Here is a 22215-nt window from a genome sequence, read left to right on the forward strand (position 1 = left end):
TTATACTTGATAATATAAAATCTGAGTGATAATATAATCTGACATTAAACAGATACCGACAAAAAGTCAGGTGTAAAGATACGAAATTTACCATACTGTTTGTGGCAATGGATTTTATGCATTGTTCCTGCTAGTGCATTAGTCAATAATGAACTGGCAAAAATTTCAAATGAAAAAATTAACTTTCATCTTCTAATCAATCAAAAAGGAAACTATATATGGTGATGTTGTTGAAAAAAACATTGCTACTTTTACCCATGAGTATTTATGCCTTGGCTTGCTTTTATTTTAGTACTACTTTTACAGGGGAAGAAACAGAATATTATCAAAAACTAATTCTGTGTGCGGCATCAATTCTCTGTAACTTTTACGTTTTGTACTATCATTACACAAACCCACCACACCCAAAATTTCTCATGCTACCTAAGCGGAAATTATCAATCAGAACTCACGTAATTTCTGGAAGTATAGAGGTTGTGTTTGGTGTAATTGCATTTTTTAGTAGTAATCCAGAAATCCCCGCTACGATCATGGCATTATCAGCCATAATCGGTCATGTCACTTCATCTTTTTACCAAACACCGATTGTTTTTGGCTCTAAAAGTGTAATGATTCCAGGATATTTATTCTGTGTCGGTTTGCACCTTTATACTGCCATTCATCTCCTCTTAGAACCAAATTCAAGTTTTTGGTTAATCAACACATTTTTAGTTCTAAGCATATACGTTTGGTGTCGAGTATTTTACTTTATCTTTACTGTTTTTGGAATCTTTAAGGATAATCTTTATTCTGCTGCAATTCTGGCGGCTGGTGTGTTGATATTCCCCTCTATATTAGGTTTTGCTGGCAACTTGTTTTTTATCCTTTTTGTCCTTGGTTATAATGCTCTTTATAAGTTAATTATGAAACCCACACCAGCAGAATGGATAACTTGGACAAAAGAAAGTCAAAGACAAACATTAATTGATGAAGATGCAAAAGAATTATGGGTAAATAATAATTTATCAATCAATCCTGATGAACTTGATGATAAAGCAGTAGCAGCAGCAGTTTTTGCTCAATTAGATATAAATAAAACTGGAACTTTAGATAAAGATGAATTGAGCTATCTTTGGCACGAGTGGCAAGTTCCAGATTCTTTTATCAATACTTTTCTTGCTCGAAACACAGATGCTAATGAATTTAATTTCATTAATTTTTATGAGAAAATTTGGCACATTAAAGGTGTCAAAGAACGACTAAAAAGAGAAACCGTGAAATTAGAGTGTCTCAGCAAGGGTAAAAATATTAGCAATGAAGAAAAGTGCAGACTCATTTTTGAGCAAATAGATATTGATCGGACTGGTTACATTGATGAATTTGAGTTAAAGACACTATTACTAGAATGGGGATTACCTTCTAATGAAGTTGAAGAATACATGAGAAAATATGATGATAATAAGGATTTGAAAATTTCCTTTGAAGAGTTTTTGAAAATGCGTCCAGTTTGGTCTTTTGCCTATTCTGATATAATTCTTGCAACCTAATCAAACGTGAGTTCGACAAATTTAAAAGACCCTCTCCAAACCTCTCCCCTGCAAGGAGAGAGGCTTTAAAAGCTTAATTTTTTTCGTTGATAGTTTGGTAGGGTGCGTTATGGACGATAGTCCTAACGCACCGCCAGAGATTTGTGGTGCGCGATTCCTGCGGCGTAACACACCCTTGTATCTTAGAAGAAGTGGTAGACCGTCGCTACAATTTAAGGTTTACTTTATAAATCATCTCTAAAGATATTGAACTATATTGTTATAACAATTTTAAAAATGATTGCAACATATTGATTTACGTGTACCAGGACACACAAGGCAATTCACAATCCAAAATCCGTCTTGAAAAGCTTTGAGCGGAGGTTTCCTCCGCTCAAACTTTTCGCAAAATCTCAAAATCCAAAATGGTATTAGTAACTATTACCCGATTCCCAGTCCCTTTTGCCTTAAGCTAAAGATAAATCAGGTGACAATCTCTGCAAAACTTGCTTTAATACCATCGCTGTCCAATCTATATCAGCTTCGGTGGTATAACGGCCTAATGTCATGCGAATTCCGCCTAAAGCAGCTTTTTGGGAATAGCCCATTGCTAAAAGTATGGGACTGGGGCTAAGTTTACCACTGCGACAGGCAGCACCGGCACTGATGCCAATACCAGCCTGGTTTAGCTGTCGTACTAAGGTTTTACCGCTCTTGTTTTCGCCATCGGCGTATTCTAGGCAGAAACTAACATGGTGAGGTAAACGCCGATCGCGATCGCCTGTGACTATTAAACCAGGAACGTCTGCTAATAAATCAAACAAGCGATCGCGTAATTTGATTAACCTTGGTGTTTCGCTGGCTAATTCTTGTGCTGCAAGTTCGGCTGCTACACCAAAACCTGCAATGGCTGGTACAGGCTGAGTCCCAGAACGCTGTCCCATTTCTTGTCCACCACCATAAATTAAGGGCGCTATCTCGACACCAGGACGCACATATAACGCCCCTGCACCCAATGGCCCATATAATTTATGACTGGATATACTCAATAAATCTACAGGTAATGTTTGCACGTTGATGGGCAAGCGTCCTACAACTTGCACTGCATCTGTATGAAACAAAACTCCATGCGATCGGGCAATATTCCCCAATTCTACAATTGGTTGCAATGTCCCTACTTCACTTTGCCCGTAAATTATGGAGACTAAAACCGTGTTACGTCGCAATGCGGTTGTTAAATCTAACGGGTTAACTCTGCCTTTTCCATCCACCGCCAAGCGCGTTACTTCCCAACCCTGCATTTCCAGCAACTTCACTGTTTCTGAAATTGCTGAATGTTCAACATTCGAGATAATTATATGTTGAGGCACGGTGTACAATCGAGCCACACCCATAATTGCTTGATTATCTGCCTCAGTGCCCCCAGAAGTAAAGATAATAGATTCAGCTTGGGCAGCGTTAATTAATCCAGCGACTTGCAGCCTTGCTTGTTCCACAATTGTTGCTGCTCGTTGTCCCCATTCATGTAAACTGGAAGGATTGCCCCACTCTTGGGTGAGGACTGTTTGCATAATAGCGATCGCTTCTGGGCGAGTGGGAGTAGTAGCACTGTAATCTAGATATATTTGCATATCACTAATAGTTGAATGGAATCACAAGCTGGCGACAGACTGCTTATCTTTTGAGCATATATAGATAAGTTAATAATTCATGACAAAAGGTAAATATTTCTACATCAATGGGATGGATTTTGTCATAATTCTCCAACTATTTTTCTACCTAATTTGGCGTACTTGATTTTGGGAATTATAAATACGTTTACTCCCAATCCACTTTTAGCAGATTACCGTGCAAATTTTTCCTCAGAAAAAGTATTTTTTGATCTTTTTGATTATATTAGCGATCGCGGCTTGTCAACGAGTCCAGTTTCACAGTAAGCGTCTAGCTGCTTTACCGCAAGATCCGTTTGTTAAAGTTTACTTTAATCATTCCGAGTCTTGGGAGTACAAAGAACCTTACCGTCAGCAAACCCGCCTTGGGGATAATTTAGAAAAACAGATTGTCGATGCTATTTCCCAAGCTAAATCTACAGTAGATGTAGCGGTACAAGAATTACGTTTACCCAAAGTTGCCGAAGCACTAAGCCTGAGACAGCAAGCAGGAATCAAAGTGAGGGTGATTTTGGAAAACACCTACAGCCGTCCTTGGAGTAGCCAGACAGCCGATGAAGTCAAGAAGTTAGCACCAAGGGAACAAGAACGCTACCGCGAATTTGAGAAATTTCTAGATGTTAACCAAGATCATCAAATCAGTCCAGAGGAAATTAAGCAAAGAGATGCATTAATCATTTTACAAAATGCCAAAATACCTTTGATTGATGATCGTGCAGATGGTTCAGCAGGTAGTAGCTTGATGCATCACAAATTTGTGATTGTAGACAATCGCCTTGTAATTGTAACTTCCGCGAATTTCACTTTAAGTGATATTTTTGGCGATTTTACAAATCCTAGTAGCTTAGGCAATGCCAATAACTTTTTACAAATTGAAAGTTCCGAATTAGCATCCTTATTTACAGAAGAATTTAATATTATGTGGGGTGATGGCCCAGGAGGTAAACTTGATAGTAAATTTGGTGTGAAAAAACCTCAGCGATCGCCAAAAACAATTACGCTAGGTGAAACTAAAATTACAGTGCAATTTTCCCCAAGTTCTGCAACTCAACTTTGGAGTGAAACTAGTAATGGCTTAATTGGCAAAACCTTAAATTCCGCCAATAAATCTATTGATATGGCATTGTTTGTATTTTCCGAACAACATCTTGCCAACATCTTAGAAATCCGCCATCAAAAAAATGTATCAATCCATACATTAATCGATCCACAATTTATTTTTCGACCTTATAGTGAAGCCTTAGATATGATGGGCGTTGCACTGAGTAATCAATGTAAATATGAACTTGATAATCACCCTTGGAAGAATCCCATCACCACGGTAGGCATACCGACATTAGCCAAAGGCGATTTATTACATCATAAATTTGCCGTCATAGATAGCAAAACAGTAATTACAGGTTCACACAATTGGTCAGACGCAGCCAATGAGGGTAATGACGAGACATTATTAGTAATTGAAAACCCTACAATTGCCGCCCATTATGTACGTGAATTTGACCGTCTTTACAGCAAAGCTCAACCTGGGTTACCACCAAAAATTCAAGAAAAGATTAAACAAGAAAAACAAAAGTGTCCCCAAATTATCACCCCTGATTCCAGCACCAATCAAGTAAATTCACAAATAAATATCAATACAGCAACTTTAGAAGAATTAACCACCCTTCCCGGCGTAGGTAAAAAGCTAGCACAGAGGATTATTATAAGTCGCCAACAGCAAAAATTTACATCATTACAAGACATAGAAAGAGTACCAGGAGTAAGTAACAAGATGGTAGATAAATGGCGCGATCGCCTGACATTGTAGTACTCTATAACATCTTCTCTTAATCCTCTCTGCGTACTCTGCGCGACGGACACTTTCCTCAACGGAGGGAACCTCCGCACGGAAGTGTCCTCCTCTGCGGTTCGCTTAAAAAACATTACTCCTCTACCACCACCAAATTACCCATTTATTCCTTTGTATACATTACGGTTTGCTATAACTGTGAAATCTCTCCCAAAAGTATAATATTTTATAACTATGCTGAGGGAAAGAGGGAATTGAGCCGCCAAATTTTTAGCATAAATCTCAAGATGAAATGATTCAGAGAGAGTAGGTTTATGGCGGATCACAAAATAGATGAATTACCTCAAGAAATCAAAGAACAACTACCCCAACACGCCCAACAGATTTTCTTAGCAGCATTCAATGCTGCCCAAAAAGATGGGTTGAGTGAAGAGGGCGCCCGTGAAGTTGCCTGGAACAGTGTCAGGAATGAATATGAACCAGGTAAGGATGGCAAATGGCAGAGAAAACCTGAAGATCCACCCATACATAATAAAGCTATCACCACTGGTGGCAACTAAACCCTTTTAATCAAATATCAATTTTGAGACGGTTTGTAATGTTTACAAACCGCCTCTGTTTATTTCATATAATTTATTTTAAAATCAAATTTGACCATTATATTGAAAAATTAGTAGTCCTCATCAGCTGCGTACACGAGAACAAATGAAAACTCTTTGTGTCTTCGTGTCTTTTGTGGTTCATTGATTTTTTACCACTAAGGCACTAAGGCGAGGGCAGTTGCGTGGGCGGCTTTGCCGACTTGAGCAAACTGCCCGTACAAAGAATTTTCCAGTCAGCAAATGAGTAGCGCGATCGCACTTAGCCACAAAAAGAGTTAGCCTGAGTAGTATCTATAGCTAAAGCAGTTAAAAATATTAAAAATTCGTATTCAGCAATGGTTAACTCAGAAACACCATCTTTGCAAAAAACAGTAGACAGTGAAATTGTAGCTGTGACTGTGTATACCAACAAAGCTCTAGTTACACGCCGGGGTGTCGTCTCCTTAACAGGAGTAGAAAGGGAATTAATAATTACCGGGCTACCAGTGACCCTACAAACTGAGTCAGTGAGAGTCAGCGGTAGTGGTACCGTAGGGGTGCGCTTGCTGGGAGTTAGAAGCCATTACATCTACACCACTGAACCTGTGGCTGAACGAGTGGCACAGTTAACTAGACAAATTCAGCAAATAGAAACAGAAAAACGTTATCTACAAGCTCAAATAGATGCCTTGGTGTTGCAATCTAATTTTATTGAAGGCTTGCGGGAAAAAACAGAAGAACCCTTTGCCCAGAGTATATCACGAAAAAATCTCAGCCTCAGCGAAACTTTGGATTTCCTCAACTTTTTGGGCAGCCAGTATAGCGAATATGCGATCGCATCTGGAGACTGCAAAAGCCAACAAGAAGAATTAGACAAGCAACTGCAAGCACTCCGCGCCTCATTGCAAAAAATTCAAACGCCCCATTCCCAGAAAAGTCTGAACTTGATTGTCGCAATTGAATCGGCGGGTGAAGGCGAGTTTGAGTTTGAGTTATCCTACATAGTCGATTATGCCAGTTGGACACCTCTGTATGACTTGCGGGTTAATAATACGAGTAAGATAGTACATTTAAACTACCTTGCAGAAGTTACCCAAAACACTGGTGAAGATTGGATTGATGTAGCGCTTACCCTTTCTACCGCTAAACCGGGATTAGGTACACTCCCACCCAAACTTGAACCCTGGTATATTGACACCCCAAGCCAAAGAAACGTAAGGGTACGACAAAGGCGCATTGAGGAGTTTGACCTAGCAGCGCCACGTAGTGCTGCTGTTGAAGCAAATCACCAAGAACCAGAGGAACTTGCAGCAGAAAGTCTCATCCCAGCAGAAACAGTTGTTGCAGAATTATCCCAGCAAGGCAGTGTAGTTACTTTTAAACTCAATGGCGGCGGTAACATTCCCAGTGATGGTACACCCCATAAAACGGCGATTTTCAACGACAATTTTCCTTGTAGTTTCGATTATGTGGCAATGCCGCGCTTGGTGAGTTTTGCTTATTTACAAGCTAATGTGAAAAATCCTTCCAACGGTGCAACTCTATTACCAGGCAAAGCAAATATTTTCCGTGACAATATCTTTGTCGGCACAACTAATTTAGAAAATATCGCACCAGGGCAAGAATTTAACTTGAATTTAGGCATTGATGAAGCTTTAAAAATTGAGCGTGAATTAGTCGAACGTCAAGTTGATAAAAAATTGATTAGTAACTTGCGCCGGACTACTTATGGTTATCGATTGTTAATTACTAACTTGCTGAATCAAGAAACTCATGTGAAAATCACTGAACAATTGCCAGTTAGCCGCAACGAACAAATTAAAGTACGCCTTACCCGCAGCAACCCACAAATTCAACTTGGTGAAATGGGGATTTTAGAATGGTTGCTAACTATTCCACCCCAAGAGCAACGAGAGATATTTTACCAGTTCATTGTCGAACATCCACCGGAACTAACTGTTGTGGGATTAGACATTTAAAATCGAAGTTACCATTATTCTTCAAGCTTCTACAATTTTCTCAATTGACGTGAGTTCGATGAACCTCTCCCCAACCCCTCTCCGACGCAGAGAGGGGCTTTAACATAGGGATATTTTTTTTACTTTGAAGCTACTAATCTGCTAATTATTAGATATAACTCAAGTAATTATGTCTGAATTATTAACTATATAGATTGGTTGAATTTTATCAAATTACTTAACTATCAATCTCTTAGTAAGCAAACAATATCGTGATTGTCATGATGTATTTGTATAATCGAAAAAATCAATCTTAATAGTCAAATATATAAAAAATAGAGTTATTGAATTATAAATCTTTGAATATTCAAACAGGTTTGAGAGAAAATAGTTGATTTAACTGCATCCTAATTGAGAGGCTAAAAACATATATAGACAAAAACCTTTTATTTGTGTCTAAACAATCAATTCACAAGGATTGATTTGAGAAATTCAATTTGCAAACATCATAACTAAGGTTAGACAAAATATTGTTTAATCTTGCTTTTGATGTGAAAAGTCCTTGCTTTGTAACACAAAGGAGAAAGCCTAATGGCTGATGTCAAAATCTCTGAATTGGATGCTCTTGGTTATAATCTGTTTAATGATTCCGAAAGCTTTCTCAATGAACTAGCCACTCAAGAAAGGCAAAATATTGAGGGAGGTGGATATTCCGGTGGCTGGAGTCAAAGCGGTGGTTTCAGCCACGGCGGCGGTTGGAGTCATGGTGGTGGCTGGAGTCAAAGCGGTGGTTTCAGCCACGGCGGCGGTTGGAGTCATGGTGGTGGCTGGAGTCAAAGCGGTAATTTCAGCCATAGCGGTGGCTTCAGCAATAGCGGTGGCTTCAGCCACAGCAACAACAGTTTCTTTTAGCCATATTAAGAAATAGCAATATTAATTAAATGGCAAATATAGCAGTCCTGAATCATTTTTAGGACTGCTATTTTGCCCAGAGGATTTTAATTATGGATCTTCAGGTAAAATCCATTTTGGCGGTTCCATCATTTTTTTCCGTAGACGTTCTTCAGCCATCTCCAGCATTTGGTCTAAGGAAGTCTCTTCAATAAATTTTGCTGCTGCTTCTCTAAACTCGATATTGGGACATTTATTTCCTAAAACGCACCCGTTGATACAATCTTCAGCGCAGTTAATTTTTTGCTCCACAGTGAATTCCTCTTTGTGACATACTCCCAGACTACTTACTCTCAGGCATTACCCTCCAGATAAATTTTACCTTGCTAGTTGTCATCTCTTAGCCCTGAATACCTACCATTGATATATAAGTCGTTGCTGATAGCACTTTTGCTAAGCTAGCTAACGATATATATGCAATGTCTTGCACCAAAAGGGCGCTCATGTCGGAATTGTTTGCCACTACTGGAACCATCGCTGCGATCGCTACTGCTGTTGTGCCACAGCAGGGTAGTGTTGGTATTGTGCGGGTATCTGGTACCCAAGCAATGCCCATTGCTCAAACTTTGTTTCATGCACCAGGGCGGCAAGTTTGGGAAAGTCACCGCATTCTCTACGGTTATATCCGCCATCCCCAGACGCAACAATTGGTGGATGAAGCTTTGTTGCTGATGATGAAAGCACCTCGTTCCTACACTCGTGAGGACGTGGTGGAGTTCCATTGTCACGGGGGAATCATCGCAGTGCAACAAGTGCTGCAACTGTGCTTGTTAAATGGGGCAAGACTAGCCCAACCAGGAGAATTTACCCTGCGTGCCTTTTTGAATGGGCGACTGGATTTGACTCAAGCCGAAAGTATTGCTGATTTGGTGGGAGCGCGATCGCCTCAAGCTGCCCAAACTGCTTTAGCTGGTTTACAGGGAAAATTAGCTCATCCTATCCGGCAGTTACGCGCTAACTGTTTGGATATTTTAGCAGAAATCGAAGCTCGCATTGATTTTGAGGAAGATCTACCCCCGCTGGATGATAAAGCCATAATATCAGAAATTAATCGCATTGCCGCAGAAATTACTCAGTTATTAGCAACAAAAGATCAAGGCGAACTACTCCGCACAGGTTTAAAAGTGGCGATTGTTGGGCGTCCAAATGTGGGGAAATCGAGTTTATTGAACGCTTGGAGTCAAAGCGATCGCGCCATTGTCACAGACTTACCAGGTACTACCCGCGATGTGGTGGAATCCCAGTTAGTGGTGGGAGGAATTCCCGTGCAGGTGCTAGATACAGCCGGGATTCGAGAAACCGTAGACCAAGTAGAAAAAATTGGTGTCGAGCGATCGCGCCGTGCCGCCAGTGCAGCGGATTTAGTATTATTAACCATCGATGCTTCAGCAGGTTGGACACCAGGCGATGAAGAAATTTACCAACAGGTGCAACATCGTCCCTTGATTTTAGTGATTAACAAAGTTGACTTAGTAGCAGAAAGTGAATGGAAAACTCTGCAATCCCAAATCCCAAATTTCAAATTTCAAATTCCCACAGCAGCCGCGAAAAATCAAGGTATATCTAATTTAGAAACAGCAATTTTAGAGATAGTTAAAGCTGGCAAAGTCCAAGCTGCTGATATGGACTTAGCAATTAACCAAAGGCAAGCAGCAGCCTTAACTCAAGCTCAAATTTCCTTAGAACAGGTACAAACAACAATTGCTCAACAGTTACCCCTTGATTTTTGGACAATTGACTTAAGAGATGCAATTTATGCACTAGGACAAATTACCGGAGAAGAAGTTACAGAATCAGTTTTAGACAGAATTTTTAGCCGTTTTTGTATTGGTAAATGATGAATAATTAGGGTAGACTCAAACTCTGACTCAAAGTCTTTTTTTTTACGAACCACAAAGGACGCAAAGGACGCAAAGGAAGAGATAGGTAATTTTCTGACGACAAGGGAGTAATAATGATATATTTAAGTTATGCTACAAATTTCTAAGACAGTCATTATTCCCGATAGCGACATCGAAATTAGTGCAATTCGCTCTCAAGGTGCAGGAGGGCAAAATGTCAACAAGGTTTCTACGGCTATCCATTTACGCTTTGACATTCAAGCTTCATCATTACCCGATTACTATAAACAACAACTTTTGCAGCTGAACGACCGACGCATCACAGAGCAAGGAGTTATTGTCATCAAAGCTCAAGAACACCGCAGCCAAGAACAAAATCGAGAGGAAGCGTTAAGACGACTTCAAGAAATCATTCAAAGTGTAACTGTAATCAAAAGAAAACGCAGACCCACTAAACCAACTCGCAGTTCTCAAAAAAAGCGTCTTGACCACAAAAATCAGCGTGGACAAGTTAAGTTGAATAGAGGCAAAGTCACGGATTATTGATTCATAAATTTTTGTTGGGTTTCACTGTTGTTTAATCAATGTACATTTCAATTCGCCAAGCAACCATACAGGATACAGTGATAGTCTCAAATGTGCTTCTAGAAGCAGCTTTGTGGCTCCAACAGCGTGGTATACCTCTGTGGCATCATAGTGAAGTTTCGTCAAATAGTATTTTTGAAGATGTCGCTAAAGGCTTGTTTTTCATTGCCGAGTACGCTGGTGAACCAGTTGGTATAATCAAGTTTCAACTTGAAGATTTAATTTTCTGGCCGGATATTTTTCAGGAAGATTCAGCATTTGTACATCGCCTCGCAGTGAAACGGCGTTATTCTGGTGGTAAAGTTTCTTCAGCACTGCTCACTTGGGCAGTAAAATATGCACAAACCCTTGATAAACGTTATTTACGTTTAGATTGTGATGCTGCGCGTCCCCGTCTCAAAGCTGTATATGAACGCTTTGGTTTTCGTCATCACAGTGACAGACAAGTAGGTGCTTATTTTGTCTCTCGCTACGAATATGAAATAGTTTCATAAAGATGACTAATTTGAACAATAATTACCACAGATGAATTGTCCAAAAGTTTAATAAATATGTTTTTTATCATCCAAAATTCGTCTTGAAAAGTTTGCTCAACGGGGGGAACCCCCCTTCGGGTTCGGGGGTTCGCAATCGACGGGAACCGCCAAGACTGCGACCCCCTCACCGCACGCAACTTTTCGCAAAATCTAAAATCTAAAATTGTTTCACTTCAACTTTGTATGTCTTTTATTAATGAAATTAATCATGCCAATGCATTGATTGTAGGAGCAAGCCAAGGCATTGGTTTAGGTTTTGTGAAAAAGTTACTGCAAGATAACAGAATTAGTAAAGTTTATGCAACCTATCGTCAACTGGAATCTGCTTCTGAATTAATTACTCTTGCAAGCGAATATCCTGAACGATTAATTTGTCTGTCGATGGATATCACAGATGAATTGCAAATTAGTGAATGTGTTCAGCAGATACGTAGCCAAATCAACAAACTGCATTTAGTCATCAATTGTGTTGGAATACTGCATGATGAGACTTTGCAACCTGAAAAAAGTTTAAGACAGATCAATTCTGAAAATTTGCTACGCTACTTTCAAATTAACAGTATTGGCGCTGTGCTACTAGCTAAACATTTATTGCCTTTATTTCGTCATCAAGAACGCAGCGTATTTGCCACTATTTCTGCCAAACTTGGTAGTATTGGCGATAACCAACTTGGTGGCTGGTATGGCTACCGCGCTTCTAAAGCCGCACTCAATATGTTGATGCGAACAGCGGCGATTGAATATAGTAGAAGCTGTCCTAAGACTTTGGTAATAACATTGCATCCAGGTACAACCGATACACGCCTTTCTCGTCCATTTCAAGCAAATGTACCTGCGGAAAAATTATTTTCAGTAGAACGCACTGTCACCCAGTTAATAACTGTTATCGAACAACTTCAAGAAGGTGATAGCGGTCATTTTTTCTCCTGGGATGGCAGTAGGTTGCCTTGGTAAGAGATATTATACTATTTTAGTACTATTAAATTGCTAATTTTGGTCAGGTTTTTTTAGTAGCTGTCAACATTTATAATCAAACTATGCCAGCTAAAGACATTTTTCATAACGCTGTTCGTTCAGCTTTAGAAAAGGATGGATGGACAATTACTCATGACCCTCTATCAGTTAAAGTTGATGAAATGGAGTTTTATGTAGATTTAGGTGCAGAAAGAATTTTAGCTGCTGAAAAAGCTGGTCAAAAAATTGCAGTTGAAATTAAATCTTTCCTTATTGCGTAGAAAATTCCCTGATAGAGTTTTATATTTAGCTATTTCTGAGGATATTTATCAAGACTTTTTTATTCGCCCGTTTATTCAATAGGTAATCGCTGAACATAGACTTAAGCTTCTCATTTTTGCGCCAATTACAGAAGAGGTTTTGCTATGGAAAGAATAAACTACCGTGAAATAGTAAAGAAAATTCTGGAAGGTCATTCGATTCACCACTCAAATGATGATACAGAAGTACAGCTGATTTTTGATTACGAACATGACCATTATCAAGTTGTTCATTTGGGATGGGAAGAACTAAGGCGGGTTTATGGTTGTATTATTCATGTTGATATTAAAGATGGTAAGATTTGGATTCAACGAGATGGAACTGAGGTAGGAGTGGCGAATGAGTTAGTTGCTGCTGGAGTTCCTAAACAAGATATTGTTTTGGGTTTTCATGCTCCCTACAAGCGGAAGTTTACAGAGTTTGCAGTGGGGTAAATCTAAATATATGGCGCGATCGCTTGTTTGATAAAGTAGAAGCGATCGCACTTTCATGAACCAGGAAACTCCAACTCACTGCTTTTTGATGCCAACTGCACTGTTTCCAGTCTTAAATGTCGCTCTAACCAATCTTCCAAATCAGCCATCACCTTTTGATAATTCAAGTCACTTTGCAACTCGTGATAGGCTTCTGGATAAACCACTCGCTGCTTATCTGTGCAACTTACTTGTTGATAAAAAATTTCACCACCTTCCGGCAATGTCACGCGGTCAGCGCCACCTTGGAGAATCAACAGCGGTAATTGCCAATCACCAGCATGAGCATTAACCCAGGCGACTGTAGCAAAAAATTCCGTAGCCAGACGCGCACTACCTAGAGTATGGCGTAGTTCATCCTTGGCGTAGGCGGCTATAACTTTTTCATCCCGTGAACCCGCAGATAAATCCATACCAGTATTGAGGGTAAACCGCGGCCAAACTCGTGATAACAAATGTCCTATAAGTAACCGAGTTTTTGACACGCCAACTTTTCCTAAAGCTGGTGCTAAAGTAATCACACCTTGCAATGTCGATGCTTCCTGAGGACAGCGGAGAACGTAGTCTAAGACAATTACCGAGCCTAAACTGTGACCCAAAAGAAAAATCGGGCTTTCTGGTTGTTGGATTTTAATTAACTTGAGAAAAGCTTGTAAATCTTCACGAAACTCAGCCCAAGCTTTGATATAACCTCGCTGACCTGGCGAACGTCCATGACCCCGCAAGTCAAAGCTGTACACAGCATATTGCTTAGGTACGAGATGCTGCACCACATTATCATACCTGCTACTGTGCGCTCCCAGTCCATGCACAACGGCTAATACTGCCTTCACCTTACCCTGTGGTTGCCAGCTTTGATAATAAAGTTCCAGCCCCCCGACACCTTTAAATGTGCCTTCCGTGTGGTTGATCATAAAGTTAATTTTTATCTTTTTCCCAGCAAGTTATTAGCTTATCAATATACAAGACTTAGCGTTACATATCTAAATAGGACTGACACAAAAAACCTCAAACCTTCATTCCTCTGCGTCACGGACACTTTCCTCAACGGGGGGGGAACCCCCGCACGGAAGTGTCCTCCTCTGCGTCTCTGTGGTTCGTTTTCCCATAACCCCTACTAAAGATCAACACTATAGCTTCTAACCGTGGGTTAATTGATATTTTGCACTCAAGAATTATGATTGATTCATGAATTCAAAGAGGTTGTTATCAAAAATTATCAAAGCGAGTCTGTGCAGGAAAACCTAGCTGATGGGGTTCATACTGATGAAAAAACAGCCGAGTTGACATCTAGCCATCAGCAGGAAAATGCTACAGAATCAGAAACATTGCCAGTTTTGACTGCTGCAACTATCAAGCGCGTGCAAGAGGGTGTGGCGGCGGCAGGCGATCGCGCTATTCGCTATACAATAGAAGAAGTTCTCCATCGCCTAGAAGCCATTACTCAGGAGCATCCAGAACCTAGAGTTAATGCTAGCGTGCGGCGGTTAGTATTGCGATCGCTCATTCATACTCTTTTTAAGGTACGTGTAGAACACCTCGAAAGGATACCTCAACAACCAGCAATTCTAGCAGCCAACCATCTCCACCATATCGATCCATTACTTCTACTAGCCGAACTTCCCACCCAACCACATTACTACATCCTGGGTGATGCTCGTACCCTTTATAACAAGTGGTGGAAGCGCTTCATCCTGCGTTTTGCAGGAGGTGTGATTCCTTTAGAACGGATATGGAAAGAAGAAGTTGCTGTCATCGAAGCCGCCAAAGCAGGAAGGGAAGATTTGATTGACTTAGCTACAGCAATTAAACAGACTGTACCTACAGGCGCAGATATACACACATTGCGACAAATAGACCGCATTGTTTTGGAAATTTTGGCTACTGGGGATGGAATGATTCTTTTTCCCGAAGGTAGACTAGGAAACAGTGAAGGTAAATTGCATCTCCCCCTAAAGCGAGGAACTGTAATTTACGCCTTACGCGCTGGAGTCCCCATAGTACCAGTCATCCTCATAGGTACTCATGACCTCTATCTGCGTAAGGAGTTAACTATTCGGGTGGGTGAACCGTTGTATTTTCCCCAAACTACCAGACCAAAGCGACAAGAAGTAGACGTAGCTTTAGAAGCGTTACAGAACGCAATGCTAGCTTTATTACCTACAAATTATCAAGAGCCGACAGGAATAAAACTTTTGCGTTATTTCCTCAATCACATGTTGTGGTAGCTTCTTGTACAGGAACTAACTAAAAATTGGTTGTAAATTTAAAATAAAACCAGGGAGAACATCTTCACCAGATAAACTTGTAGGAGATTTTAAAACTTCCGGTGCTTGATGAGGACGATAAATTATTACTTGTTGATCTTTGGGATTAATTAACCAACCAAGTAGTAAGCCGTTTGCTAAATATTCCTGCATCTTGGCTTGGGTGTCCCCCACATCATCAGTGTCCGAAACCAATTCCACTGCAAAATCTGGACACAAGGGCAGATATTTTTTTCTTTGTTCTGGTGTGATAGTATTCCACCGTTCCATCCTGACCCAAGAAGCATCGGGAGAACGAATTGCACCATTGGGAAGTTTAAAACCAGTGGAAGAATCAAAAGCTTTTCCTAAATTATTTTGACTATTCCAAAACCATAATTGACCCAATAAATCAAAATTTCGGTTTCCCGTTTCTCCTCCAGTGGGTGACATAATTACTAATTCTCCTTCAGCAGTTAATTCCAAACGCAACTCTTGATTAACAGCAACAAGAAGTTCAAATTGCTCATCCGTAAATTTGAGATTAGGAGGTAATTGTAAAGTTAAAGCAGTCATAATTAATTCTGTCCATACGCTACCAATAGGGAAAACTAAGCGCAAACACATTTAAGCTGCTATTATGTTTATTTCTCTAAAAAGTTTGTAACTTTAAAATTTGACGTTCCCTCCCAACAATGGTTTAAAAATGCGCTGACTTGAGCATCGGCGGAATCAGCCAATTCCTTAGAAGCATTAAATTGCACTGCTGTCACAATATATTCAAAAATAATCACAAACTGTTTTTGCGGCGAAATTCTCTCGACTACAATAGTTTCACCCACTTTGGGTATTTGAGGTAAATTCACCACAAACGTTTCAATTTTCGGTTTATCCAGGGGATTTTTAAAATTGAAGTATTTACAGTAAACAAGAATTTTCACGCAAAAGACCACCAATAAAGTTAAATAATTCAAACTTCCAAGTTTGAGAAGTAAAAATTAAATTATAGTCACTATACCAGCAAAATATTTGCAAGCTTAATCTTGACTAGCTTTCTTTCCTCGTAACAATCCCTGTAAAAAATGAAAAATGTTTACAAATATCTTTTCTACCCAGAGCATAGCACTATCAAGCCATTCTAAAATTTGTTCCAAAGGATGTTTCACATAGCCCATTGAAGTTGCTTTGATTTCTATCCAATCTGGCTTGGCTTCAACTTTACTGTTTTGACTAAACTGCTGTTGGGAAACTTCTCCTTCACAACTTTCACTATTTGCAGAGGTTACTTTTTTTGATTTATTTTGAGTTGGGGTAATATTCTGGCTTGTTTTTTTTCTTTGCACCAAACCAGAACCCGCTTTCGGTGGTTGTACAGGTAATTTGTTTTTTCCAGGTAGTTTTGTTGATGGGTTGGAAGGTAAAGCAGATTTTTTGTTTGAGGATGATGTAGGTATCTGGGCAATTGTCTGAGAATTACTAAACAAATCATCCCAATTTAGCCAAGGATCTTCTACTAAAATTTCATTCTGCAAGTTACTACTTTTGGGCAGAACCATAGTACGGCGATCGCGCAGTTGATTTTGTGACTGCCTATCAAATTTGCCCATCTCTAATTGTTTGTCTTGGCTAACACCAAAAAAATAATTGATTGCGGCTGCAATTAAAGCTTGAATATTCAACCAGTGAGTTTCTAAATCATCACTAACTGCAATATTTCCTCTTGCGGCTAGCTGTTGTTTTGCATAAATAAATATGCTAAACTGATGTTGGGTAAATCTAACAATTTCCTGACCGCGCTGTTGCACGGGTATTATAGCATTTGCTTCCAACTTGGCGACAACTGCATCTAAAAACTCTAGCACTCTGCCAGTATCAAGTAAATCTTTTGCTGTTCCCTCACCTAGGGCTGGCATGTTGGCTGTATTTACGCCCGTCAGCTTTGCTAATAACTGATTAATTTCCGGCAATAAATTTGTTTCTTTTTGAGCTTCGACTAACTGCCAAGAATGCCAATATTCCGCAACTTCACTAATAATTCGGTCTTGTAATTTGGTTTGTTGCTGGGGTGTCAAAATATCCAGAATTTCATTGTTGGTACAGACAAGTACTAAATTCCGACTAGCCAAATTGCTAGCAATTCCCTGCACCACTGGAAGATGAGGCTTGAGACTATCCTCTTGTTTTGAAAGGGTTAGACTATCTGCTGAGTTATCTTTAATCGTTAAAGATTGAGAAAGACTAGCATTGGTTGTAGGACGATGAAAAAGTTTCTGCCACCAAGATTTTAAGGGGACTGGGGACTGGGATGAAATTACATCTTTTGTTTCCCCTAATTCCTGAGTTGTTGGAGGAGTAACAATGGCTACTTCAGATGCTAAATTCTGGACTGACTCTAGTACACGCTGAATCGGAATATCAGCATTTGGGGGAGTTTCAGGCTGAAAATCGCGATCGCTTGCTTGTAACTTCAGCTTTGGTTGTGATTGTTTTGTGTAGAGTCTTTTCCCAGATGATTCAACTGACTGAAACAGTTGATACACGGAATAAAATAGTACCTCCACACCTCTTTGAGTGGCAACTTGTAAATGCCGTAAGGTGTGTTCCCATTGTTGTGTCAACCGCCGAGATTGCTGGTGGACAAAGTTAAACAGTCTGCTTTGATAACGACCAGAGGAACCAGAAGACATGGTGATGATTTGCTAGTTTGAGTCTTGTTTAGTTGTGAGACTCCCGCCAAACAATAAAACTACAATCTGTTAATTATCGTCAGTCTCCTGATCTTAGCGAAAATATGACCTCTGTAGAACGTCAATCTCATACTAGTTTGATTTCGCAAGCAATTGAGCAATTACGCTCATGTTCTCAAGTTAATATTCAATCTACCTGGCTGTACCAAGAAGCTGACCGAGAAATTACTGAAATAATTGCATCTGATTTGTCTGATTGGCAACCTGTCCAGCTCAACGCCAAAAGTCATATTGCTTGGACTGGTGGGAAAAAGGTGCTATGGCTGGTGCAAAGATTGGTAATTCCCCAGGATTTACAGGGTTATTCTTTAACGGGGTTGTCTTTGCGGCTTTCGCTGGTTTGGTGGGCGGATGCTGCTGAGATTTATGTCAATGGTAAGTTGGTGTTGGAGGGAGATTTATTTGATTGTTCACCGAGAGTGCTTCTCAGTCGTGGGGTAACGCCTGGTGAAGAATTTATTGTGGCTTTGCGGTTGGTGAGTCCAGGACATTGTGATGGTGCTTTAGTGCGATCGCTCCTCGTCTATGAGTCTATAGATGATAATAATCCTGATCCGGGTTTTGTGGCTGATGAGTTGGCGGTAATGCAGCTTTATTTGCAAAGGTTTGCGCCGGAGAGGTTGGCTGTTTTGACTGAGGGGGTGAGGGAAATTACTAACCGCCAAGGCGCCAAGGACGCCAAGGAAGAGAAGGAAGAATGGGAGAGAATACTAGCGAGTATTCGGCGGAGTATTTCTGAATCCAAAATCGAAAATCTAAAATCTAAAATCTATTTGTTGGGTCATGCTCATTTAGATTTAGCATGGCTTTGGCCTGTGAGTGCAACTTGGAATGCGGCGCAAAATACTTTTGCGTCGGTTTTGCAGTTGCAAGCAGATTTTCCGGAGTTGATTTTCTGTCATTCCACGCCAGCGCTTTATGCTTGGATTGAGGAACATCGCCCAGATTTATTTCAGGCTATTCAAGAGGCGGTGGCTGCTGGACGTTGGGAAGTTGTCGGCGGTTTGTGGGTGGAACCGGAATTAAATTTGATTGCTGGTGAATCCATCGCTCGTCAGTTGTTGTATGGTCAACGTTATGTTCAAGAAAAGTTCGGCAAGCTTTCTACTATCGTTTGGGTTCCCGATACTTTCGGTTTCTGTGCAACTTTACCGCAGTTTTTCGCTGATGCAGGTATTGAGTATTTTGTCACGCAGAAGTTGCGCTGGAATGATACTACTAAATTTGATTATGGGGCTTTTTGGTGGCGATCGCCTGACGGCAGCGAAGTCTTAAGTTTAATGTCTGCACCCATTGGTGAAGGTATCGACCCGGTTAAAATGGCATCCTACTCTTTAGAATGGCAAGCCCAAACGAATTTACAAGCATCCCTTTGGCTTCCCGGTGTCGGCGACCACGGCGGCGGCCCCACCCGTGATATGTTAGAAATCGCCCGACGTTGGCAAAAATCCCCTTTCTTCCCAGATATAGAATTTACCACAGCTGAAAAATACCTACAACAAATCAAGGCAGAAAGCAGGAGTAATTCTCCCTCATCCCCCTCATCCCCTTTCCCCACCTGGAACGATGAACTATATTTAGAATTCCATCGCGGATGCTACACTACCCACGCAGATCAAAAGCGTTGGAATCGTCTTTGTGAAAATTTGTTGTACCAAGCTGAACTATTCGCAACTTTGGCAACTGTAAGCTGTGGCGTGACATATCCCAAAGCAGAAATAGAAGCTGCTTGGAAACAGGTATTATTTAACCAATTTCATGATATACTACCCGGTTCTTCCATTACCCAAGTATATGTGGATGCCTTGCCCCAGTGGCAGGAAGTGGAACAAGTAGGAACGAAGATATTACAGGAATCATTGCGAGCGATCGCATCCCACACCACCATACCAGAACCACCGCATCCTCAAGCCCAACCTATTTTCGTTTTCAATTCTCTCAATTGGATGCGATCGCAAGTAGTGGAAATTGTCTTCCCAGACCTAGAACTTGGGCAAAGCTTTGACTGGCAAATTTGCGACTCACAGGGAAATGAGGTACAGTCTCAAGGACGTTTTATTGGGCCAAGACGTAGACCCACCAGGGAAACGCCCATTATGTCAGTTTCTTTTTTAGCAAATGAAATTCCTGCTTGTGGTTATCGTGTCTTTTGGCTTTGTCCCTCTAAACCTTTGTTGCAATCCTCTGAACCCCTTGGAGAAAAGTATGTTCTAGAAAACGAATATTTACGAGTTACAGTTGATCAACTGACAGGTGATTTATCCAGCGTCTTTGATAAAACTAATCAGCGTGAAGTTCTTAGTGGTTTAGGGAATCAACTACAAGCCTTCCAAGATAGTGGACAATACTGGGATGCGTGGAATATTGACCCAAATTATGCCCAGCATCCTTTACCACCCGCTAAACTATCAGTAATTTCTCATCTAGAACGAGGAGTGTTACGAAGTCGAGTGCGTGTAGTGCGAACAATTGGTCAGTCAGAGTTTTCGCAAGATTACATTCTAGAAAAAGATTCTGCTGTTCTCAAAATTAAAACACGTGTAAATTGGCAAGAAAATCAGGTTTTAGTGAAAGCTGCCTTTCCTCTCAACATTGAAGCAGACTTTGCTACCTATGAAATACCCTGTGGTGCAATTCGCCGACCAACTCAACGACAAACCCCCGCAGAACAAGCAAAGTGGGAAGTCCCAGCTTTACGTTGGGCCGATTTAACATCTGAAGATACCCAGCAAAATCCCCCAATCCAAAATCCAAAATCCAAAATCCAAAATCGTTATGGTGTAAGTTTGCTGAATGATTGTAAATATGGTTACGATAGTCAACCCAATCAATTACGCCTCACACTACTACGCAGTCCCAATTGGCCAGACCCAGAGGCTGACCGAGGCTTTCACGAATTTACCTATGCCTTGTATCCCCATGCTAATAGCTGGGAATCAGCCCATACTGTCCGACGTGGCTATGAATTGAATATACCTTTACAAGTGATACTAAAATCAGATAGTACTCAGCAATCAGCATTTAATAGTGCTGAAAAGTTGAGTTTCTTAGATTTATCCGCGGAAAATCTCATTTTGATGGCTTTGAAGCCATCCGAAGATAATCCACAGCAATTGATTCTCCGGTGTTATGAATCACACGGTGAAACAGCAGAGTTATCTTTACACAGTGATTTGGGTTTAAATCTGGGGAATCCAGTAGATTTATTGGAGCGTTCCTCCATCACTGAATTCTCATCTAAGAAACAAAACTTGACAATACAGCCTTGGAAAATCGCCAGTTTCACAGTGACACCAGCAGTTAATCCTTTATTGGGTTAAATCAACAAAGGCTTTTGAGTGGTCAGTTGTGAGTTACCACTGACCACTAACAACTGACCACTGACAACTGACCACTGACAACTGACTCTTCTAATCTTCGTGATCTTCAAAAGGATCTGCCAATTGCTTGCTTGGAGGCCCAAAAGCGGTATAAATTCCAAAGCCAGTGATACCAACCAAGATCACGCCGAGAGAAATGCTAAGAACTATTGCGGGTTCCATAAATTAGAGATAAATTATGAGTGCTATTCTTATAGAATATTACAGAAGATTAAAAAAAGCTTTGGCAACTAATCTTAGGTGAACTATGGCACAACGGACTAGGTTGGGAGACATCCTGAAACCTCTGAATTCTGAGTATGGTAAAGTCGCCCCTGGTTGGGGTACGACTCCTGTAATGGCTGTTTTTATACTGCTATTTTTCGTGTTTTTGCTAATTATTCTGCAACTTTACAATAAGACAATCTTGGTTCAGGATGTTCTTGTCGATTGGCGCAGTTTAGGTCGCTAACTGATACACACGGATTAAGCTTGTGTGATCGGCGAACCTGCACCCGGCTTGTCCGGGTTTTTTTATTGGGGTTAGTTGTCAGTTGTCAGTTGTCAGTTGATAGTTGTGTTTTGCCACTGACCACTGACTACTGACCACTGACTACTGACCAATTAGGTGAAAACTGCGCCTTGGGTATCTAAAGAAAGCGATCGCACTGTGGCTGTTATTCCTGCTGCTTCCCAAGC

Annotated in this window: 20 protein-coding genes and 1 pseudogene; 14 read left to right on the top strand and 7 right to left on the bottom strand. The window is 40.6% G+C overall.

Annotated features, from left to right (window positions below):
* Positions 1-218: 218 nt before the first annotated feature.
* A complete protein-coding gene (locus I8748_RS13245) occupies positions 219-1526 on the top strand; it encodes an EF-hand domain-containing protein (protein WP_198125044.1) in 1308 nt (435 codons plus the stop codon).
* Positions 1527-1972: 446 nt separating this feature from the next.
* Here I8748_RS13245 and I8748_RS13250 read toward each other — a convergent pair whose 3' ends face one another.
* Positions 1973-3136 carry a cysteine desulfurase family protein gene (locus I8748_RS13250; RefSeq protein ID WP_198125045.1) on the bottom strand — a complete coding sequence of 388 codons (1164 nt, stop codon included), beginning with the start codon at positions 3134-3136 and terminating at the stop codon, positions 1973-1975.
* A gap of 217 nt (positions 3137-3353) precedes the next feature.
* Here I8748_RS13250 and I8748_RS13255 point away from each other — a divergent pair, with 217 nt between their 5' ends.
* From I8748_RS13255 to I8748_RS13270, 4 genes are all read left to right on the top strand, one after another.
* A complete protein-coding gene (locus I8748_RS13255; protein ID WP_198125046.1) occupies positions 3354-4982 on the top strand; it encodes a DUF655 domain-containing protein in 1629 nt (542 codons plus the stop codon).
* 296 nt (positions 4983-5278) lie between these two features.
* The gene (locus I8748_RS13260; RefSeq protein WP_198125047.1) at positions 5279-5524 is read left to right on the top strand and encodes a ChaB family protein; all 246 of its coding nucleotides are present in this window, start codon (positions 5279-5281) and stop codon (positions 5522-5524) included.
* Positions 5525-5901: 377 nt separating this feature from the next.
* The gene (locus tag I8748_RS13265; RefSeq protein ID WP_198125048.1) at positions 5902-7524 is read left to right on the top strand and encodes a mucoidy inhibitor MuiA family protein; all 1623 of its coding nucleotides are present in this window, start codon (positions 5902-5904) and stop codon (positions 7522-7524) included.
* Positions 7525-8094: 570 nt separating this feature from the next.
* Positions 8095-8415 (top strand): hypothetical protein, encoded by a 321-nt coding sequence (locus I8748_RS13270; protein WP_198125049.1) that lies wholly within the window; start codon positions 8095-8097, stop codon positions 8413-8415.
* A 90-nt stretch (positions 8416-8505) separates the two neighbouring features.
* Here I8748_RS13270 and I8748_RS13275 read toward each other — a convergent pair whose 3' ends face one another.
* Positions 8506-8706, bottom strand: coding sequence for a hypothetical protein (locus I8748_RS13275; RefSeq protein ID WP_198125050.1), 201 nt, complete (start codon positions 8704-8706; stop codon positions 8506-8508).
* 191 nt (positions 8707-8897) lie between these two features.
* Between I8748_RS13275 and mnmE the strand changes: the two genes are divergently transcribed.
* The 6 genes and pseudogenes from mnmE (at position 8898) to I8748_RS13305 (ending at position 13125) form a co-directional block, all read left to right on the top strand.
* Positions 8898-10292: a tRNA uridine-5-carboxymethylaminomethyl(34) synthesis GTPase MnmE gene (mnmE, locus tag I8748_RS13280; protein ID WP_198125065.1), complete on the top strand. Its 1395-nt coding sequence runs from the start codon at positions 8898-8900 to the stop codon at positions 10290-10292.
* A gap of 132 nt (positions 10293-10424) precedes the next feature.
* Positions 10425-10841, top strand: a complete 417-nt coding sequence (gene arfB / locus I8748_RS13285; protein ID WP_198125051.1) for an alternative ribosome rescue aminoacyl-tRNA hydrolase ArfB — start codon at positions 10425-10427, stop codon at positions 10839-10841.
* Positions 10842-10879: 38 nt separating this feature from the next.
* Positions 10880-11374 carry a GNAT family N-acetyltransferase gene (locus I8748_RS13290; RefSeq protein WP_198125052.1) on the top strand — a complete coding sequence of 165 codons (495 nt, stop codon included), beginning with the start codon at positions 10880-10882 and terminating at the stop codon, positions 11372-11374.
* A 225-nt stretch (positions 11375-11599) separates the two neighbouring features.
* Positions 11600-12370: an SDR family NAD(P)-dependent oxidoreductase gene (locus I8748_RS13295; RefSeq protein ID WP_198125053.1), complete on the top strand. Its 771-nt coding sequence runs from the start codon at positions 11600-11602 to the stop codon at positions 12368-12370.
* Between the two features lie 83 nt (positions 12371-12453).
* Positions 12454-12808: pseudogene (locus I8748_RS13300) on the top strand (XisH family protein).
* Positions 12796-13125 (top strand): XisI protein, encoded by a 330-nt coding sequence (locus I8748_RS13305; protein WP_198125054.1) that lies wholly within the window; start codon positions 12796-12798, stop codon positions 13123-13125. Before I8748_RS13300 ends, I8748_RS13305 begins: the two are co-directional and overlap by 13 nt.
* A 53-nt stretch (positions 13126-13178) precedes the next feature.
* Here the strand turns inward: I8748_RS13305 and I8748_RS13310 are convergent, their stop codons facing one another.
* A complete protein-coding gene (locus tag I8748_RS13310; RefSeq protein WP_198125055.1) occupies positions 13179-14078 on the bottom strand; it encodes an alpha/beta hydrolase in 900 nt (299 codons plus the stop codon).
* Positions 14079-14447: 369 nt separating this feature from the next.
* Between I8748_RS13310 and I8748_RS13315 the strand changes: the two genes are divergently transcribed.
* Complete coding sequence (locus tag I8748_RS13315; RefSeq protein WP_198125066.1) at positions 14448-15392, top strand: lysophospholipid acyltransferase family protein; 945 nt, start codon at positions 14448-14450, stop codon at positions 15390-15392.
* Positions 15393-15407: 15 nt separating this feature from the next.
* Here I8748_RS13315 and I8748_RS13320 read toward each other — a convergent pair whose 3' ends face one another.
* From I8748_RS13320 to I8748_RS13330, 3 genes are all read right to left on the bottom strand, one after another.
* Positions 15408-15986 carry a Uma2 family endonuclease gene (locus I8748_RS13320; RefSeq protein ID WP_198125056.1) on the bottom strand — a complete coding sequence of 193 codons (579 nt, stop codon included), beginning with the start codon at positions 15984-15986 and terminating at the stop codon, positions 15408-15410.
* A gap of 68 nt (positions 15987-16054) precedes the next feature.
* Complete coding sequence (locus I8748_RS13325; RefSeq protein ID WP_198125057.1) at positions 16055-16351, bottom strand: hypothetical protein; 297 nt, start codon at positions 16349-16351, stop codon at positions 16055-16057.
* A gap of 96 nt (positions 16352-16447) precedes the next feature.
* Positions 16448-18097, bottom strand: coding sequence for a hypothetical protein (locus I8748_RS13330; RefSeq protein WP_198125058.1), 1650 nt, complete (start codon positions 18095-18097; stop codon positions 16448-16450).
* A gap of 104 nt (positions 18098-18201) precedes the next feature.
* Between I8748_RS13330 and I8748_RS13335 the strand changes: the two genes are divergently transcribed.
* Positions 18202-21477 (top strand): alpha-mannosidase, encoded by a 3276-nt coding sequence (locus tag I8748_RS13335; protein WP_198125059.1) that lies wholly within the window; start codon positions 18202-18204, stop codon positions 21475-21477.
* 90 nt (positions 21478-21567) lie between these two features.
* Here I8748_RS13335 and psbN read toward each other — a convergent pair whose 3' ends face one another.
* Positions 21568-21699 carry a photosystem II reaction center protein PsbN gene (gene psbN, locus I8748_RS13340; RefSeq protein WP_096551429.1) on the bottom strand — a complete coding sequence of 44 codons (132 nt, stop codon included), beginning with the start codon at positions 21697-21699 and terminating at the stop codon, positions 21568-21570.
* An 85-nt stretch (positions 21700-21784) separates the two neighbouring features.
* Here psbN and psbH point away from each other — a divergent pair, with 85 nt between their 5' ends.
* Positions 21785-21988 carry a photosystem II reaction center phosphoprotein PsbH gene (gene psbH, locus I8748_RS13345; protein ID WP_096551431.1) on the top strand — a complete coding sequence of 68 codons (204 nt, stop codon included), beginning with the start codon at positions 21785-21787 and terminating at the stop codon, positions 21986-21988.
* Positions 21989-22215 lie beyond the last annotated feature (227 nt).

Origin of the sequence: Amazonocrinis nigriterrae CENA67, assembly GCF_016056305.1 — a bacterium.
Lineage (GTDB): Bacteria > Cyanobacteriota > Cyanobacteriia > Cyanobacteriales > Nostocaceae > Amazonocrinis > Amazonocrinis nigriterrae.

Coding starts and splice junctions, on each gene's coding strand:
- I8748_RS13295 (WP_198125053.1), top strand. CDS start 11,600: ATGTCTTTTATTAATGAAATTAATCATGCCAATGCATTGATTGTAGGA.
- psbN (WP_096551429.1), bottom strand. CDS start 21,699: ATGGAACCCGCAATAGTTCTTAGCATTTCTCTCGGCGTGATCTTGGTT.
- I8748_RS13330 (WP_198125058.1), bottom strand. CDS start 18,097: ATGTCTTCTGGTTCCTCTGGTCGTTATCAAAGCAGACTGTTTAACTTT.
- I8748_RS13245 (WP_198125044.1), top strand. CDS start 219: ATGGTGATGTTGTTGAAAAAAACATTGCTACTTTTACCCATGAGTATT.
- I8748_RS13270 (WP_198125049.1), top strand. CDS start 8,095: ATGGCTGATGTCAAAATCTCTGAATTGGATGCTCTTGGTTATAATCTG.
- I8748_RS13290 (WP_198125052.1), top strand. CDS start 10,880: ATGTACATTTCAATTCGCCAAGCAACCATACAGGATACAGTGATAGTC.
- I8748_RS13320 (WP_198125056.1), bottom strand. CDS start 15,986: ATGACTGCTTTAACTTTACAATTACCTCCTAATCTCAAATTTACGGAT.
- I8748_RS13335 (WP_198125059.1), top strand. CDS start 18,202: ATGACCTCTGTAGAACGTCAATCTCATACTAGTTTGATTTCGCAAGCA.
- arfB (WP_198125051.1), top strand. CDS start 10,425: ATGCTACAAATTTCTAAGACAGTCATTATTCCCGATAGCGACATCGAA.
- I8748_RS13250 (WP_198125045.1), bottom strand. CDS start 3,136: ATGCAAATATATCTAGATTACAGTGCTACTACTCCCACTCGCCCAGAA.
- I8748_RS13305 (WP_198125054.1), top strand. CDS start 12,796: ATGGAAAGAATAAACTACCGTGAAATAGTAAAGAAAATTCTGGAAGGT.
- psbH (WP_096551431.1), top strand. CDS start 21,785: ATGGCACAACGGACTAGGTTGGGAGACATCCTGAAACCTCTGAATTCT.
- I8748_RS13265 (WP_198125048.1), top strand. CDS start 5,902: ATGGTTAACTCAGAAACACCATCTTTGCAAAAAACAGTAGACAGTGAA.
- I8748_RS13310 (WP_198125055.1), bottom strand. CDS start 14,078: ATGATCAACCACACGGAAGGCACATTTAAAGGTGTCGGGGGGCTGGAA.
- mnmE (WP_198125065.1), top strand. CDS start 8,898: ATGTCGGAATTGTTTGCCACTACTGGAACCATCGCTGCGATCGCTACT.
- I8748_RS13260 (WP_198125047.1), top strand. CDS start 5,279: ATGGCGGATCACAAAATAGATGAATTACCTCAAGAAATCAAAGAACAA.